At 33.5% G+C, this 17,371-nt stretch carries 16 protein-coding genes; 12 read left to right on the forward strand and 4 right to left on the reverse strand.

What is annotated here, in order from left to right:
- Positions 1 to 62: 62 nt before the first annotated feature.
- The 9 genes from D6200_RS09880 to D6200_RS09920 all read left to right on the forward strand — a co-directional run bounded on the left by D6200_RS09880 (position 63) and on the right by D6200_RS09920 (position 9,230).
- The gene (locus D6200_RS09880) at positions 63 to 770 is read left to right on the forward strand and encodes a DUF547 domain-containing protein (protein WP_047788230.1); all 708 of its coding nucleotides are present in this window, start codon (positions 63 to 65) and stop codon (positions 768 to 770) included.
- Positions 771 to 843: 73 nt separating this feature from the next.
- Positions 844 to 1,179, forward strand: a complete 336-nt coding sequence (locus D6200_RS09885; RefSeq protein ID WP_047788229.1) for an arsenosugar biosynthesis-associated peroxidase-like protein — start codon at positions 844 to 846, stop codon at positions 1,177 to 1,179.
- A gap of 162 nt (positions 1,180 to 1,341) precedes the next feature.
- A complete protein-coding gene (arsS, locus tag D6200_RS09890; RefSeq protein WP_125064410.1) occupies positions 1,342 to 2,397 on the forward strand; it encodes an arsenosugar biosynthesis radical SAM (seleno)protein ArsS in 1,056 nt (351 codons plus the stop codon).
- Positions 2,398 to 2,549: 152 nt separating this feature from the next.
- Entirely contained in the window at positions 2,550 to 3,065 is a 516-nt protein-coding gene (locus D6200_RS09895) for a rhodanese-like domain-containing protein (RefSeq protein WP_073182477.1), read from the forward strand.
- Positions 3,058 to 3,693, forward strand: coding sequence for a TIGR04282 family arsenosugar biosynthesis glycosyltransferase (locus D6200_RS09900; protein ID WP_047788226.1), 636 nt, complete (start codon positions 3,058 to 3,060; stop codon positions 3,691 to 3,693). Before D6200_RS09895 ends, D6200_RS09900 begins: the two co-directional genes overlap by 8 nt.
- A 102-nt stretch (positions 3,694 to 3,795) precedes the next feature.
- The gene (locus tag D6200_RS09905) at positions 3,796 to 4,614 is read left to right on the forward strand and encodes a purine-nucleoside phosphorylase (protein WP_073182476.1); all 819 of its coding nucleotides are present in this window, start codon (positions 3,796 to 3,798) and stop codon (positions 4,612 to 4,614) included.
- 211 nt (positions 4,615 to 4,825) lie between these two features.
- Positions 4,826 to 5,794, forward strand: coding sequence for an arsenosugar biosynthesis arsenite methyltransferase ArsM (gene arsM / locus D6200_RS09910; RefSeq protein ID WP_073182475.1), 969 nt, complete (start codon positions 4,826 to 4,828; stop codon positions 5,792 to 5,794).
- A gap of 127 nt (positions 5,795 to 5,921) precedes the next feature.
- Positions 5,922 to 6,956 carry a S66 family peptidase gene (locus tag D6200_RS09915; RefSeq protein WP_073182748.1) on the forward strand — a complete coding sequence of 345 codons (1,035 nt, stop codon included), beginning with the start codon at positions 5,922 to 5,924 and terminating at the stop codon, positions 6,954 to 6,956.
- 87 nt (positions 6,957 to 7,043) lie between these two features.
- Positions 7,044 to 9,230, forward strand: coding sequence for a transglycosylase domain-containing protein (locus D6200_RS09920; RefSeq protein WP_073182474.1), 2,187 nt, complete (start codon positions 7,044 to 7,046; stop codon positions 9,228 to 9,230).
- A 156-nt stretch (positions 9,231 to 9,386) separates the two neighbouring features.
- Here D6200_RS09920 and radA read toward each other — a convergent pair whose 3' ends face one another.
- The 4 genes from radA to panC form a co-directional block, all read right to left on the reverse strand.
- Complete coding sequence (gene radA / locus D6200_RS09925) at positions 9,387 to 10,748, reverse strand: DNA repair protein RadA (RefSeq protein WP_073182473.1); 1,362 nt, start codon at positions 10,746 to 10,748, stop codon at positions 9,387 to 9,389.
- 35 nt (positions 10,749 to 10,783) lie between these two features.
- A complete protein-coding gene (locus tag D6200_RS09930; protein WP_073182472.1) occupies positions 10,784 to 11,734 on the reverse strand; it encodes a lysylphosphatidylglycerol synthase transmembrane domain-containing protein in 951 nt (316 codons plus the stop codon).
- A 1-nt stretch (position 11,735) separates the two neighbouring features.
- Positions 11,736 to 12,086 carry an aspartate 1-decarboxylase gene (panD, locus tag D6200_RS09935; protein ID WP_028891458.1) on the reverse strand — a complete coding sequence of 117 codons (351 nt, stop codon included), beginning with the start codon at positions 12,084 to 12,086 and terminating at the stop codon, positions 11,736 to 11,738.
- 88 nt (positions 12,087 to 12,174) lie between these two features.
- On the reverse strand, positions 12,175 to 13,023 hold the full coding sequence (gene panC / locus D6200_RS09940) for a pantoate--beta-alanine ligase (protein ID WP_073182471.1): 849 nt from the start codon (positions 13,021 to 13,023) through the stop codon (positions 12,175 to 12,177).
- Between the two features lie 96 nt (positions 13,024 to 13,119).
- Here panC and D6200_RS09945 point away from each other — a divergent pair, with 96 nt between their 5' ends.
- The 3 genes from D6200_RS09945 to glmS are packed head-to-tail and all read left to right on the forward strand — an operon-like array spanning position 13,120 to position 17,344.
- Positions 13,120 to 13,935 carry a glycogen/starch synthase gene (locus D6200_RS09945; protein ID WP_073182470.1) on the forward strand — a complete coding sequence of 272 codons (816 nt, stop codon included), beginning with the start codon at positions 13,120 to 13,122 and terminating at the stop codon, positions 13,933 to 13,935.
- Positions 13,935 to 15,482: a DUF4270 family protein gene (locus tag D6200_RS09950; RefSeq protein WP_073182469.1), complete on the forward strand. Its 1,548-nt coding sequence runs from the start codon at positions 13,935 to 13,937 to the stop codon at positions 15,480 to 15,482. Before D6200_RS09945 ends, D6200_RS09950 begins: the two co-directional genes overlap by 1 nt.
- 5 nt (positions 15,483 to 15,487) lie before the next feature.
- Positions 15,488 to 17,344, forward strand: coding sequence for a glutamine--fructose-6-phosphate transaminase (isomerizing) (gene glmS / locus D6200_RS09955; protein WP_047788216.1), 1,857 nt, complete (start codon positions 15,488 to 15,490; stop codon positions 17,342 to 17,344).
- Positions 17,345 to 17,371: the final 27 nt, after the last annotated feature.

Genomic DNA, 17,371 nt, shown 5'->3' on the forward strand with positions numbered 1-17,371 from the left:
TTTAAAAACATCCTCTGTAATGTTCCCTCAAAACCTACGTCTAAACTTTAAAATCGAAAATCATGCGAAATATATTTTTACTGTTAAGTTTAGCTTTCTTCTTAAACTCTACTGCTCAAACCAACACTTTTGATGCGTTACTAAAAAAACATGTAAATACAAAAGGAAGCGTTAACTACAAAGGGTTTAAACAAGACAAAGCTAAACTTCAAGCTTATTTAAATGAGTTAGCAAACATAAAACCTCAAAAATCTTGGTCAACTTCAAAAGCTAAAGCCTTTTGGGCAAACGCATATAATGCGTACACCATTCAACTAATTTTGGACAATTATCCTCTTAAAAGCATTATGAATATTAAAAAGAAAGGTAAAGACGCATGGAGTATTCCTTTTGCAAAAGTTGGCGGTAAAACCTATACCTTAAATCAAATTGAACATGAAATTTTACGTAAAAAATATAGCGACCCAAAAATTCATGTCGCTGTAAACTGCGCATCAGGCTCTTGTCCTCAATTACCAAATTATGCCTTCACAGAAAAAAATTATGAATCAAAAACTACTCTTTTAATGAAAAAGTTTATCAATGATTCTTCAAGAAATAAAATCTCAGAAAATAACATCCAATTATCTAAAATATTCGAATGGTTTCAAGGAGATTTCACAAAAAAAGGAGACTTAATCAATTTTCTGAATCAATACTCAAATGTAAAAATTAATCAAAAAGCAAAGGTTAGTTATTTAAAATACGATTGGTCTTTAAATGGAAAATAATCTCATTACCCTTTTGTAAAACAGCAGTGAAAACAATTTGGTATTTTTACTTTTTTAATAGAAATGAAATAACATGTCAAAAACATACTACGATCCAGCCGACTTACGAAAGTTTAGCAAAATAACAGAATGGAGTGAAGAATTAGGAAACAAGTTCTTTGATTATTACGGAAAAGTCTTTGAAGAAGGAGCTCTAACCGCACGTGAAAAAAGCTTAATCGCTTTAGCTGTTGCACATACTGAACAATGCCCTTATTGTATTGATGCATACACTAAAGACGGATTACAACGAGGTATTACTAAAGAGGAAATGATGGAAGCCATTCATGTAGGAGCTGCCATTAAAAGTGGAGCAACTTTAGTACACGGGGTTCAAATGATGAATAAAGTCAATAAATTAGAAATGTAAGCAGAAAACTAATTTTGAAAATCAAAATTATGTGAATCGCTTATCCCGAGCATTAGTTTCAATCAAAGTGTATTTTGATTGAAACTACATTAGGAACTAGTCAAAGGATATTAAACACTAAAAAAGATGAGAAGCTGACCTTATTTCAGCTTTATAGAAAGGATAATGAAAAAATCTTTAAAATCTAGAAACAACGATTTAGCTAACACGCAACGCCAGCTTGAAATCATCTCAAACGGAATTTTTGCTGATGGTGAATTACCTACGTTTGCCAAAAAACTCAAAGAGACCAATCAGTTTCCATTACATCCTAAAAAATTAGAAATTCTTCAAATTAATTTAGGGTACATGTGTAATCAAGTTTGTGCACATTGCCATGTTGATGCTGGTCCTGACCGAAAAGAAATTATGACCACAGAAACCATGGAGCAATGTTTAGATGTGATTCGAAAAACTGGAGCACACACCCTGGATTTAACGGGTGGAGCTCCTGAAATGAATCCGAATTTTCGATGGTTTGTAGAAGAAGCTTCCAAAGCAGGAATTAAAGATTTTATTGTGCGCTCTAACTTAACTATTATTAGAGCGAATAAAAAGTATTACGATTTACCCGAGTTTTTTAAAAAGCACAATGTACATGTAGTTTCTTCTATGCCTCACTGGACTCGTGGAAAAACCGACAAACAACGCGGTGATGGTGTTTTCGACAAATCTATTGAAGCTTTAAAAATGCTAAATGCTGTGGGATATGGAATTGAAGGAACTGGCTTACAACTAGATTTAGTCTATAATCCATCAGGAGCTTTCTTACCAGGAGACCAAGCAGCTTTGGAAGCTGATTTTAAAAAAGCTTTGAAAGAAGATTTTGATATTATTTTCAATTCACTTTTTGCTATTACCAATTTACCTATCAGTCGATTTTTAGATTACTTAATTGCTTCCGAAAATTATGAAGATTATATGTATTCGTTAGTAGAAGCCTACAATCCTATGGCAGTAGAAAATGTAATGTGTACCAACACACTATCGGTAAGTTGGGACGGATATTTATATGATTGCGATTTCAATCAAATGCTAAATCTAAAAGTAGCAAGCAAATCACAGCACATTTCTGAATACAACGAAGCATTATTACAAAACAGAAATATCATTATCAATCAACACTGTTATGGTTGTACCGCTGGTGCAGGAAGTAGTTGTCAAGGAACCGTAGCATAGCTCAATGAATTAATAAAACAATGAAGTTATGTAAAAGTAAAATAATGTCACATCGAGTGGTTTTTCTGACATTTTGGAAGAAAAATTGTATCGAGATATAATCACTTTAATTCTCTATAGATTTTATCAAACACCGTGAATGTTTTTTAGATATGAAAAACCTCTTCTTTCTCATATTATTAATATCCATAAATTCTTTTTCTCAAAAGAACCTAGAACAGTTATTGAAAAAATATAATACTGAAAGTGTTCCGTATATTTCTGTTAGTGAACTACAAAAAGAAAAGCCTTTCGACTCCGCTCAAGGTGACAACACAATTATACTCGACGCTCGTGAACCTAGAGAATTCAAAGTCAGTCATCTTAAAAATGCTATTTGTGTCGGTTATGATCTTTTTAATTTAGAAAACACCTTAGCAAAACTTCCTAAAAACAAGAATACCAAAATTGTAGTATATTGTTCTTTAGGAATTCGTTCAGAAGACATTGCCGAAAAACTACAAAAAGAAGGTTTTATCAACATTTTTAACCTATATGGTGGTATTTTCGAATGGAAAAACCAAGGAAACACAATCGTTAACCTACAAAACAAACCTACAGAAAAAGTCCATGCTTTCAATAAAGAATGGAGTAAATGGTTACACAAAGGAGAAAAAATATATGAATAATCAAAATGAAGTGTCATTTCGAGAGCAGTCGAGAAATCTTCTTCTAATATTTACTAGAAACCCAGAATTAGGTAAAGTAAAAACACGTTTAGCTAAAACAATTGGAGACGAAGCTGCGTTAGATATTTATAAATTCTTATTAGAACACACAAAACAAGTTACCCAAAATTTAACTTGCGATAAAGCTGTATACTACTCGGTAAAAGTTCACGAAAATGATATTTGGAATGCTCCAGTATATCAAAAGCACCTGCAAGAAGGAAACGATTTAGGTATACGAATGCACAACGCTTTTCAACAAGCATTTTCTACTGGATATGAAAAAGTTGTAATTATTGGTAGTGATCTACCTGATTTAACTTCCGAGCACATCAATGAAGCTTTTGAAAAATTGAATTCTAATGATGTAGTTATGGGACCTGCAGAAGATGGTGGTTATTACCTATTAGGCATGAAAAAACTCCATGCTAATATTTTTCAAAATAAAGACTGGGGAACCTCAACTGTTAGAAAAGATACCTTAAACGATTTACAAAACGAATCAGTACATTTGTTAGAAACCTTAAATGATGTAGATGTTTTTGACGACATCAAAAACAACCCAGTATTCAATCAATTTTTAAACTAACCGTCATTACAAGGGAGTATACGAACGAAGTAACCTGCCTATCTCGAAGTCATAACTTAAAGATTGCTTCGCTATCGCTCGCAATGACAAACACAATATAAAATGCTAAAAAAACAACAACTACAAGAAACACAAGAATTTCTTCAACACAAAGGAATTACCAACCCAGAAATAGGAATTGTTTTAGGAACAGGTTTAGGGAAATTAGTCGATGAAATAACCATTGAACAAGAAGTACCGTATGCTGACATTCCACACTTTCCACAAGCAACTGTAGAATTTCATTCAGGAAAATTAATCTACGGAACCTTATCGGGTAAAAAAGTAGTGGTTATGTCTGGTCGTTTTCATATGTACGAAGGGTATAATCTATGGGAAGTGACCTACGGTATTAGAACTATGCACGCACTAGGTATTAGAACTTTGTTAGTTTCTAATGCTGCAGGCGCTATCAACCTTTCTTATAAAAAGGGGGATCTAATGCTATTGGAAGATCATTTGAATTTACAAGGAGGTTCTCCTCTAGCCTTTAAAGGAGCAAATGAGTTTGGAAATATTTTTGCCGATATGTTAGAACCATATTCAAAAAAATTGAACACTCAAATGAAAGCTATTGCTAAAGCTAACGACATAGACCTGAAAGAAGGTATATATGCTAGTGTTGTAGGTCCGCAATTGGAAACTAGAGCTGAGTATAGAATGTTACAAATTTTAGAAGTAGATGCGGTAGGAATGAGCACTGTTCCTGAAGTTATCGTAGCAAAACAACTCAACATTCCGTGTGCAGCTGTTTCGGTATTAACCGATGAATGCGATCCCAAAAATTTACAACCTGTAAATATTACCGAAATCATTGAAGTTGCAGGAAAAGCAGAACCTAAAATGATCACGCTTTTTAAAGAATTAATTAATGAATTATAACATCATTCCGAACATAGTGAAGGAATCTTTTTAATGGAAGTAGCATCCAACCTTGAGGTTTCTCGCTTTAGCATGTCTTAAGCGGCAGTCGAAAGGCTCGAAATAACAAAACAAATTATAAAGCAAGACTATTAGAATCAAGAACCTAGACAAACAACACAAGCCTTTATTCTTTTATCTAACAGCGTAGCGGTCTTTAATCTTAAAAAATATGAGTTACTTAGAAACCACCAAAAATGTATACAAAGAAGCAGCGTTAACCCCTGATGTTGGTTTATGCTGTACAACAAACCCTATTTGGGAGTTACCAGGATTAAAAATTCCGAAAATCATGCAAGAAATGAACTACGGATGTGGTTCTACCGTACATGCTCGTGATTTAACCAACAATCCTAAAATATTATATGTAGGTGTTGGTGGCGGAATGGAATTGTTACAATTCTCTTATTTCTCACGTCAGAAAAACGGAGTGATTGGAATTGATGTGGTAGATGAAATGCTAGAGGCTTCTCGAAAAAATTTTGTGGAAGCAGAAGCTCAAAATCCTTGGTTTAAAAGTGAGTTTGTCGATTTACGAAAAGGTGATGCTTTACACTTACCTGTGGAGGACAACTCTATTGATGTAGCTGCTCAAAACTGTTTGTTTAACATTTTTAAAGCTGAAGAACTGAAAAAAGCCATTGCTGAAATGTACCGCGTGTTAAAACCTCACGGACGTTTGGTTATGAGTGATCCTACGTGTGAGCAACCTATGAACGAAACCTTGCGTAATGACGAACGTTTACGTGCCTTATGCTTAAGCGGAAGTTTACCGATTAAGGAATACGTAAAAATGCTGACGGATGCTGGTTTTGGAACTATTGAAATTAGAGCACGTAAACCATACAGAATTTTAGACCCCAAAAATTACCCTACCGATGAATTGATTTATATCGAATCGATTGAAGTAGCTGCGATTAAAGATCCAATGCCTGCTGATGGTCCATGTGTATTTACAGGTAAAGCTGCCATTTACTTTGGAGATGAAGACTATTTTGATGACGGAGCAGGACACACCTTATTAAAAAATCAACCCTTAGCGATTTGTGATAAAACAGCCGCAGCTTTAAAAGCGTTAGGAAGAGACGATATATTTTTCTCAGAATCTACCTATCATTACGATGGTGGTGGATGTTGTTAGACGTAAACTACTTTAGTTCTGAACCTCGCTAAAGCGAGGTTTTTTATTGCAAAAAAGGTTAACTTCGCCTCCAAAAAATAAAGTTTTTTATAAACTTACAACCATAAAAACACTTTTAAAAACAACCATGATAAAACCAAAAAAATTACAAAAAGGAGATAAAGTAGCTACAATTTCTTTATCATGGGGAGGTGCTGGAGAAATACCTAATAGATATCAAACAGGAAAAAAACAGATACAAGATAATTTTGATTTAGAAGTTGTTGAAACTAGAAATGCGTTAAAACCTGCTAAATGGATTTATGAAAACCCAAAAGCAAGAGCTGAAGACTTAATGGAAGCTCTTGAGGACAAGTCTATAAAAGCAATCATTTCTAACATTGGAGGAGACGACAGCATAAGAATGCTACCTTTTATCGATTTAGATATTATTAGAAAAAACCCGAAAATTTTTATTGGTTTCTCAGATTCTACTGTAACACATTTTTGTTTTTATAAAGCGGGAGTAACATCTTTTTATGGAACTTCAACACTTGTTGGATTTGCTGAAAATAATGGAATGCATCAATACCAAATAGATGACATTAACCAAACTTTATTTTCTAATAAAATTATAGGGAAAATTAGCCCTAATACTGAAGGTTGGACATCTGAACGATTAGAATGGGAGAATCCAGAAAACCAAAATATATCAAGACAATTAACAAAACCCAATGGATGGAAGTTTTTACAGGGTACAAAAACAGTATCTGGAGAGCTATTAGGGGGGTGTTTTGATGTTTTAGAAACCTTAAAAGACACAAAATTATGGGTAAGCCCTTCAGATTGGAAAGGTAAAATATTGTTTTTTGAAACATCAGAAGCAATGATGCCTCCCCATTATTTTCTTTGGATTTTAAGAAACTATGTTGCTTCCGGTATTATACATAATATTAAAGGATTAATAGTTGGTAGACCTTACAATAATCAATATGTAGTAGAATATGAGAAAGCATTAATTCAAGTAATTAGAGACGAAGCTGGTTTAACAGATTTACCAATAATTACAGAAATGGATTTTGGACATACTTGCCCTACTTTCACAATTCCCTACGGAATAAAAGCAGAAATAAACCCCGTAGATAAAACTTTTTCTATAATTGAAAGCGCTCTAACAAATTAAAACCAATTTCTAATCACATCTCTCTTAACCCAAACCATTATATTACACTCTTACAATTTTACCAACTAGAATTCGTTATTTTGTACAATGAAAATATTGAAAGAAATACAACTTCAACTTAAAGGAAGTAAGAAATTAACTCTTTTGTTAAAATACGCTACAGGATTAATACTGTTTGGAGTTCTTTTAGTAGTAGTATTATTTTCGTTAGTATATTTTGAAGTCTTTGGGAAGCTCCCTAATAAAGAAGAATTGACATCTATCATCAATGAAGAAGCTTCTTTAATTTATTCATCAGACGAGATAATTATAGGTAAACTATTTGCTGAAAACAGAACCAATGTTCGACTAGAACAAATTCCAAATTACTTAAAAGAAGCGTTAATAGCTACAGAAGATAAACGATTCTATTCCCATAATGGCTACGATGGTCAAAGTTATGCACGTGTTTTCTTTAGAAGTATCTTACTACAAGATGCTTCTGGAGGCGGTGGAAGTACCATTACGCAACAGTTAATTAAAAACCTCTACGGAAGAAAATACCACGGTTTTTTGAGTATGCCCATCAATAAAATAAAAGAACTCATCATTGCGAGTCGAATGGAAAACCTATATAGCAAAGATGAAATACTACAACTGTATTTTAATTCTGTTCCTTTTGGCGAAAATAGTTTCGGAATAGAATCAGCCACCAATCGGTTTTTTAACAAATCAGTTAGCGAATTAAACATTGAGGAGTCTGCCGTACTTGTGGGAATGTTAAAAGCCAATACGTATTACAATCCACGCTTGAATCCAGAAAATGCCAAAAAACGTCGTAATACGGTTCTTCAGTTAATGAATAGCGAATCGTATATAAGTAATAAGGTTACCGACAGTTTACAAAAACTACCTATTACACTTAACTACAAAAACCTTGATGTAAATGCCACCGCTGGTTATTTCACTTATCAAGTTAAGAAAAAAGCTTTAGAAATTATAAAAGCTATTAATGACACTGCAAACACTAATTACAACTTAAAAACAGACGGTTTAAAAATTTATACGACACTGAATTATGAAATTCAACAAATTGCAGAAAAAGCTGCTAAAGAACAGCTCATTATCAAACAAAAACAATTAGACAAAGAATTAGCTTCAAACAAACTAAAAAATAGATGGTTAAAAAAGCAGCAGTTTACAGAAAAAGATAAGCAAAAGAGAACTATCCAACTATTTGACTGGGATAGTACAAAAAACATCATAGGCAACAAAATTGACAGTCTTTGGTATTACGATAAAATGCTAAATGCTTCTGTTTTGGTTACGAATCCGAAAAACGGAGCTGTTTTGAGTTGGGTAGGTGGCAACAATTTTAACACGCTTCCTTTTGATATGGTGCTATCACACCGCCAAATAGCCTCGGCATTTAAACCATTCTTGTACGCTACAGCATTAGAAAATGGAATTGCTCCGTGTGATTATTTTGAAAACGAAGAAAAAACTTATCCAGAATACGATAATTGGGAACCGAAAAATGCCGACCATAGCTCAACTCCCGATAAAAAAGTTGCCATGTGGTATGCCTTGATAAAATCTATGAACATTCCTACCGTTAATTTATATTTTAAACTAGAAAAAGAGAGGCTTATTACTACCTGCAAAGCTTTGAACTTTCCTGAATTTCCTAACAATGCTCCCTCCATTGCCTTGGGAACACTTGATGTATCGCTTTTTGAAGCCACAAGAGCTTACGGTGCCTTTGCTAATAATGGTGAAATGAATGATGTGTACATGATTCATAAAATTACCGACAAGGAAGGAAATATTATTTATGAAAGCGAAGCGAAAAAACCCGAAAGAGTATTCACTAAAGAAAGCGCGCAAACCTTAACCACCATATTACAACAAGCTGTAGAACAAGGAACAGGAGCTAGCATACGAAACAGGTATAAAATTAAAAGTCCGTTAGCCAGTAAAACGGGTACTGCTCAAAACTACACCAATGCTTGGTTTATGGCTTATACACCGAATATTGTTCTCGGAACTTGGGTAGGGACTTCTAAAAACGATGTGCATTTTACGAGCGGAAATGGTTCTGGTTCTTCTTTAGCGCTACCTATTGTAGCGAACATTCTTAAAGAAATTGAAAACAATCCTGAGTTAAGAAATAAATATTTAACTCCTTTCGATATTCCTGAAGAGATTTCTTCGTCAATTGACTGTCCTCCATACAGAGAAAAAGGAGTTAAAGGTTTTTTTAACCGACTTTTTGGCAAGAAAAAGAAAGAATAATTTAATGTAAACAATACAAAAAAATGCTGTCAGTTCGAGTATCGACTAAAGGGAGATGTATCGAAAACCAACTAATGACGTCTCGATACAATTCCGATATAGTATCGGAATCACTCGACGTGACATTTTAACAGTCTAACCCACATTTGAATTAATTTACGCAAATAAGGTAGCAAAAGCCTCTTCAATCTTACTCACTAAAATCAGTTTTATAGAATTATTTTTGCTAGTAATCTTGTTGTATTTTGAAGTCACAAATGTTTTATACCCTAACTTTTCAGCTTCGGTTATTCGTTGATCTATTTTAGAAACAGGACGAATTTCGCCTGCTAAACCAACTTCAGCTGCAAAACACACATCTGGATTGATGGCTAAATCTTGGTTTGATGATAAAATCGCTGCTACCACCGCTAAATCTATTGCTGGATCGTCTACATGAATTCCACCTGTTACATTTAAAAATACATCTTTCGCTCCTAACTTGAATCCTGCACGCTTTTCTAACACCGCCAAAATCATATGCAAGCGTTTTAAGTTATATCCTGTGGTAGTTCTTTGTGGTGTTCCATAAACCGCTGTTGAAACTAAGGCTTGAATTTCTATCATTAACGGACGAATACCTTCTAAGGTGGATGCAATCGCAGTTCCACTTAAATCAGCATCTTTTTTCGAAATTAAAATTTCAGAAGGATTCGACACTTCCCGCAATCCATCTGATAACATTTCGTAGATTCCTAATTCAGCCGTAGAACCAAAACGATTTTTTTGTGAGCGTAAAATACGGTAGGTATGGTTTCGGTCGCCTTCAAACTGTAACACCACATCTACCATGTGCTCTAAAATCTTAGGCCCCGCAATATGTCCTTCTTTATTAATATGCCCGATTAATAATACGGGAGTTGCTGTTTCCTTCGCAAATTTGATGAGTTCTGCGGAAGTTTCTCGTATTTGCGAAATACTTCCTGGAGAAGCTTCAATCGTATTCGTATGTAAGGTTTGGATAGAATCTATTACCAACACATCTGGCTGAACTTCTTCAATATTTTTAAAAATCTGTTGGGTATTCGTTTCAGTAAGAATTAAACAGTTAGGATTTTTTCCTTCGATACGTTCAGCACGCATTTTTATCTGCGACTGACTTTCTTCTCCAGACACATACAATACTTTTTGCGGAATTTGTAAAGCAATTTGTAACAACAACGTAGATTTACCAATTCCTGGTTCTCCGCCTAATAACACTACCGCTCCTTTCACCAATCCGCCACCTAAAACAGTATCTAACTCTTGATTCTTGGTGCCAAATCGCTCTTCTGGATTCAATTGAATATCTTCAACTCGTAAAGGTTTCGCTATTCTTTTTTGTGTGTTTGATGGCGATTTCCAACTTCTTTTTTCTTCTTTTTGAATCACTTCTTCAACAATAGTGTTCCATTCTTTACATGAGCCACATTGCCCTACCCATTGCGCGTGTTGCGCGCCACAGTTTTGACAGAAAAAAGTTGTTTTGGTTTTTGCCATTCGATTTGTAAGATTTACTTACAAAGAAAAGAAAACTATTTGTTTTTATTATAGATGGGTAAGAACAAAAATGCTAACCCTCCAAAGACAATAATCATAGCCGTTTGAGCTGTCCACATAATCCAACCAAAGGCTGTTGCAGGTTCTTCTGCAATTCCAAATAAAGCCAAAGCTCCAGCTACGGCAACAGGATACAATCCTATCCCTCCATTAGTCGCCGCAATCGCAAATCCACCAGCGATAAACCCGATTAAAACACCTCCTAACGGAACCTGTAATCCATCAATTGCTGGAATGGTTGCCCAAAACATTAACACATACATTACCCAAATAAATACGGTATGAAATATGAATGCCCATTTATGTTGCATTTTCAAAATACTGGTTACTCCCTCAATTAATCCTGCTACAAAATTTTTGATTTTTAGTCCAATTCCTGATTGCGCTTTTTTTACAAACCTTGTAAAAATCATAAACACTAAAACCAAACCACCAATAAGAATTCCAATTTTCATTGGATTAAAATTCTCGGTTAGTAATTCAAAAATAAAATCAAACTGTACAAAAAGTGTGATTACTATGATGCTAAGCATCATGATTAAATCTGCCATTCGTTCGGCAACAATAGTACCAAAACCTTTTTCAAACGGAATGTTTTCATAATTAGTCATTACAGCTGCACGAGACACTTCCCCTGCTCTTGGCACTGCATAATTTACCAAATACGCTACTAAAACCGCCATAGTACTATTGCCAAAATCTGGTTTATACCCCATAGGCTCCAACAAAAACTTCCAACGATAAGCACGAGATAAGTGACTTAACACCCCAAAAAACAGTCCTAAAGCTATCCATCCGTAATTAGCATCTTTAAAATATTGTACTAAGGTTTCAATTGAAATTTTTGACAATGAATACCAAACTAAAAAACCTCCCAAAATGAGAGGTAATAGTATTTTTGTGATTTTCTTTACTGATATACTCAAACTATTCTAGCAAGTTGTTTTCTTCGTTAGGAAATACTAATTGTGGTTTAAACTTTTTGGCTTCTTCTAACTCCATAAAAGCATATACAATTAAGATAAGTACATCTCCTTTTTGAACCCTACGAGCTGCTGCTCCATTCAAAGTAATTTCACCACTCTTTCTTGGTCCTGGAATTGCATAGGTTTCTAAACGCTCTCCATTATTGTTATTCACAATCTGTACACGTTCTCCTTCAATAATTCCAGCAGCATCCATTAAATCTTCATCAATGGTGATACTTCCTATATAATTTAAATCCGCGTTGGTTACTTTAACGCGGTGTATTTTAGATTTTACTACTTGTACTAACATGCTGCAAAAATAATTGTTTTTTAATGAATACTAGATTGTTTTTTGATGATTTTAACATTATTACAAAGCTCATTCTTAAGCTCAAACATTAACTCTTTAAACGAATATTATCTATCAAGCGAATGTCTCCAGCAAAAACAGCTATAAACGCACGATACTTCATATTTTCTTTAGTCTCTGTTACCGTTTGCAATGTTTTTTCATCTGCAATGGTAAAATATTCTAATTCAAGTAACGGATGATTTTTAAATTGTTTTTTCACCCATTTTGTTAACTCTTTTGGATCTTTTACTCCAAATTTCTTTTTTGCTTTTTTTAATGTTTTATAGATAAATGGTGCAGCTTCACGGTATTCTTTTGTTAATCTCGTATTTCGAGAACTCATAGCCAACCCATCATCTTCTCTAAAAATTGGTCTTCCTTTAATTTTTACTGGTAAGTTATATTTTTCTACTAACTTTTTAATAATTTGCAATTGCTGAAAATCTTTTTCACCAAAATAAGCAGTATCTGGTTCTACTATTTCAAATAACGTTTTTACTATTGTTCCAACACCATCAAAATGACCATCTCTAAACCTCCCTTCCATTTGATGTTCTAGCCCATCAAAATCAAACTTTTCTGATGTAATATTTTCGGCATATATTTCTTCTACTGAAGGAAAGAACAACACATCACAATTAGCAGACGTTAACAACTCCACATCACTTTCATAAGTCTTGGGATATTTATCTAAATCTTCTTTATTATCAAACTGTGTAGGATTTACAAAAACACTAACTACTGCAATATCATTCTTCTTTTTTGCTCTTCTAATAAGCGATAAATGCCCTTGATGAAGAGCCCCCATAGTTGGAACAAACCCGATTGATTTTTTATCCTTTTTTTGAGATGATAAAAACTCTTTTATTTCAGATTTTCTTGTGAAAATTTTCATTGTTATTTAATTGAAATGCATGCAAAATTAGCAATTTAACACGATTTTTGCATTAATTTTCGTATTTTTGCACCTTCAATAAAAGAGACCGATTTAATGAAGGATAAGAGAATTTTATATGTTTCATCAGAGGTAACACCATATTTACCAGAAACAGAATTATCGTCTACCGCATTTAACGTTGCTAAAAATGCACATTCTAAAGGAATTCAAACCCGTATTTTCATGCCTCGATTTGGGGTGATTAATGAGCGAAGGCATCAGTTACACGAAGTTATTCGTCTATCGGGTATGAACCTAATTATTAACGACATGGATATGCCTTTAATAATTAAGGTTGCATCCATTCCTAAAGAAAGAATGCAAGTATACTTTATTGACAATGATGAATATTTTAAGCGTAAAGCAGTTTATTCTGACGAAGACGATAAGCTTTTTGAAGATAACGATGAGCGTATGATTTTCTTCGCTAAAGGTGTAGTTGAAACCGTTAAAAAATTAAACTGGGCTCCTGATATTATTCATGTTCATGGATGGATGGCATCTTTATTACCTCTATATTTAAGAGAATATTATAAAGAAGAACCTTTGTTTGCAGAAAGTAAGATTGTAACTTCGCTTTACAATAGTGACATTGAAGATTTAAATAAAGAAATGGCTAATAAAGTTCGTTTTGATAAGATTGAGGAATCAAAGGTAGCAACTATCGAAACACCGAGTCATTTAAACATTTTGAAAAGTGCTATTGAAAACTCAGATGCTATCATAAAAGGCAGTGAAGTTTTACCGGAAGAAGTTGAAACCTATATTAATAACAATAATGTAAAAGTTTTAGATTTTCAATCGGAAGAAACCTTAACTGAAGCATATTTAGAATTTTATAAAGATAACGTTTTAGAATTAAGCGAATAATGATTAGAAAAATTGGTGTACTTGGTATTAGCTTGCTATGTTTAGTAACTATTACATCTTGTGAAAAAGACTTTAGTGAAGTTGGGACAAATGTTATTAATAATGACAAGTTTGAAACAGGAGAAATTCTATTGGATGTTAAAATAACTCCAATAGACACAAAAAATGTACAAGCTGATAATATTAACGCTACTATTAGTGATTATTGGCTAGGAGTGTATAACAATCCTAATGCTGAAAAAATTGAAGCGTCAATCATTTCTCAACTTGGTTATATACCAAACTTAAATAATAAAGACACAGATACCACTGTATTTAACCTTGATAAGGTTATCTTAAAAATTCCATACCAAGCTACTTCTTTAGGCACAACCGATGGCGTTACTAGTTTTAAATTAGATTCTATTTTAGGTAATCCTGATATAGCAACTAATGTTCAGGTACTAGAAAATGAAACATATTTAAATACATTAAACCCTAGTGATCCGTCTAAAAGAAATACTTTTTTTTCTGATAATGAATATTTAGGTGACAACGTATTAAGTGAAGGAGGTATTTATGAATTAAAACCTAAAGCCACAGATACTACTTTTATTTTTGACAGAATTGACAGGTCTTCTTCATTAACAAGCACAACAACTTACAAAGATACTGTCAGAGCTTTAAACTCTCAAAACCTTAAGGTTCCATTTTTAGCAATTCCATTGGATATAACAAAAATGAAAGCATTATTTTGGGATAAATTTCATAGAGTAGAATTTGCATCTAAGGAAGCTTTTGACAATTATTTTAGAGGAATTAAAATAGTCGCTACAGGAAGTGATGGGTCACTAGTTCCTTTAAATCTAGCTTCTTCACCTACTCCATCTGTAGATTTCCTGTACACTAAATCTGATATTGATGGAACAACTATAAAAAAAACCACTGAGGGCACATATAGCTTTCCTCTTTCTGGTGTAAGAAATAGTATTTATAAAATGACTCCTGCTGCAAATCCAGCTCCCGCTAACAACTTTGTTATTCAAGGAACAGCTGGTAGGATTGCAGAAGTTGAAATTTTAGACGAGACAAAAGTTCAAGAATTAAAAAGTAATAACTGGCTAATCAACGATGCCTCACTTACTTTTTATATAAACCAAACAATTAATAATGATGCCAATGTTATTCCTCAGCAATTATTCTTATATCAAAATAAGAAAAACGAGGCAGGCGGCATTTCACCAACTCAGTTAACAGATGCTTATGTTGATCCAGCTTCATTTAGCGGAGTTTTAAAGAAAACTGACGATGATAACCCTGAAAAATATACTTTTAGAATTACCGATTACATTTCCAAACTATTATCGGGAGAAGAAAACACAACTACTGATCCTTTAGTTTTAAAAGTATACAATCCTACAGATGCCCCTGTAGTTAATAATGTTTTAACAACCTCTGTTAAATCCTATAACTGGAACCCAAGGGCTGTAACATTGTTAGATGGTAATGAGACTACTAACGGAACTAAAAGAGCTGTTTTAAAAATATCATATTCAAAAGAAAAGTAAGTTGTATGTGTGGAATTACTGGATATATTGGACATAGAGAAGCTTATCCAATTGTAATTAATGGATTAAAGCGTTTAGAATATAGAGGTTATGATAGTGCGGGAATCATGATGTATGATGGTGAAACAATGCACTTATCAAAAACCAAAGGAAAAGTTTCTGATTTAGAGACAATTACAAACAAAGAAGAAAAAAGAAAAAATGGCAAAATAGGCATTGGACATACTCGTTGGGCAACACATGGCGTTCCTAATGATATAAATTCTCATCCTCATTTTTCTCAATCTGAAAATCTTGTAATTGTTCATAATGGAATTATAGAAAACTATGATACCATTAAAAAAGAATTGCTTTCTAGAGGCTATGAATTTAAAAGTGATACCGATACTGAGGTTTTAGTAAACCTTATTGAAGAAATAAAAAAAAGCGAGGAATGTAAATTAGGAAAAGCTGTTCAATTAGCTTTAACCAATGTAATTGGAGCTTATGCAATTGCTGTTTTTGACAAAACAAAACCTAATGAATTAGTCGTAGCTCGATTAGGTAGCCCTATTGCTATTGGGGTTGGAAAAAACAACGAAGAGTTTTTCGTAGCTTCTGATGCTTCTCCTTTTATTGAATATACAAAAGATGCTATTTACCTTGAAGATGGTGAATTAGCTATTATAAAAAAGGATAAAGGGATTAAAGTTCGTAAAATTGAGAGTGATAAAGAAATTGATGCGAATATTCAAAAACTACAATTAAGTCTTGAACAGATAGAAAAAGGTGGTTATGATCACTTTATGTTGAAAGAAATATATGAACAACCTAAAGCTATTATAGATACTTACAGGGGAAGAATGTTAGCTAATGAGGGAATTATACGAATGGCTGGTGTTGATGATAATATGTCTAAATTCTTAAACGCAGACAGAATTATCGTTGTAGCTTGTGGTACTTCTTGGCATGCAGGGTTGGTTGGAGAATATCTTTTTGAAGATATGGCACGTATTCCTGTTGAAGTTGAATATGCCTCAGAGTTTAGATATCGTAATCCTATTATTACCCCAAAAGATGTAGTAATTGCCATTTCTCAGTCTGGTGAAACAGCTGATACTTTAGCTGCTATTAAACTTGCTAAATCTAAAGGAGCTTTTGTTTTTGGTATTTGTAACGTAGTAGGCTCTTCAATTGCTAGGGAAACACATGCTGGTGCTTATACGCATGCTGGTCCAGAAATTGGAGTAGCTTCAACTAAAGCATTCACAACACAGATAACAGTACTTTCTCTAATTGCTTTAAAACTAGCACAAGCTAAAGGAACTTTATCAACATCTGCAGTAAATACTTATTTACAAACGATGCAACAAATTCCTACTCAGGTAGAAAGTTTATTGAAAATTGATTCCCAAGTTAAAGAAATAGCAGCCGTATATAAAGACGCTAAAAACTGTTTGTATTTAGGTAGAGGGTTTAACTTTCCTGTTGCTTTAGAAGGGGCTTTAAAACTAAAAGAAATCTCTTACATTCATGCTGAAGGGTATCCTGCTGCTGAAATGAAACACGGACCGATTGCCTTAATTGATGAAAACATGCCTGTTTTTGTCATTGCAACAAGTAGAGGACATTACGAAAAAGTAGTAAGTAATATTCAAGAAATTAAGTCTCGTAGCGGTAAAATAGTAGCAATTGTTACGGAAGGTGATGAAACAGTTAAGGAAATAGCTGACCATGTAATTGAAATACCAGATACAGAAGAAGCTTTTTCTCCTTTATTAACTACAATACCACTCCAATTACTTTCATACCATATAGCAGTAATGTTGGATAAAAATGTTGACCAACCAAGAAACTTAGCAAAATCGGTTACTGTAGAGTAACAATTGATTTTATTCAAAATACAAATC

The sequence above is a fragment of the Tenacibaculum mesophilum genome (genome assembly GCF_003867075.1).
GTDB classification, from domain to species: domain Bacteria; phylum Bacteroidota; class Bacteroidia; order Flavobacteriales; family Flavobacteriaceae; genus Polaribacter; species Polaribacter mesophilus.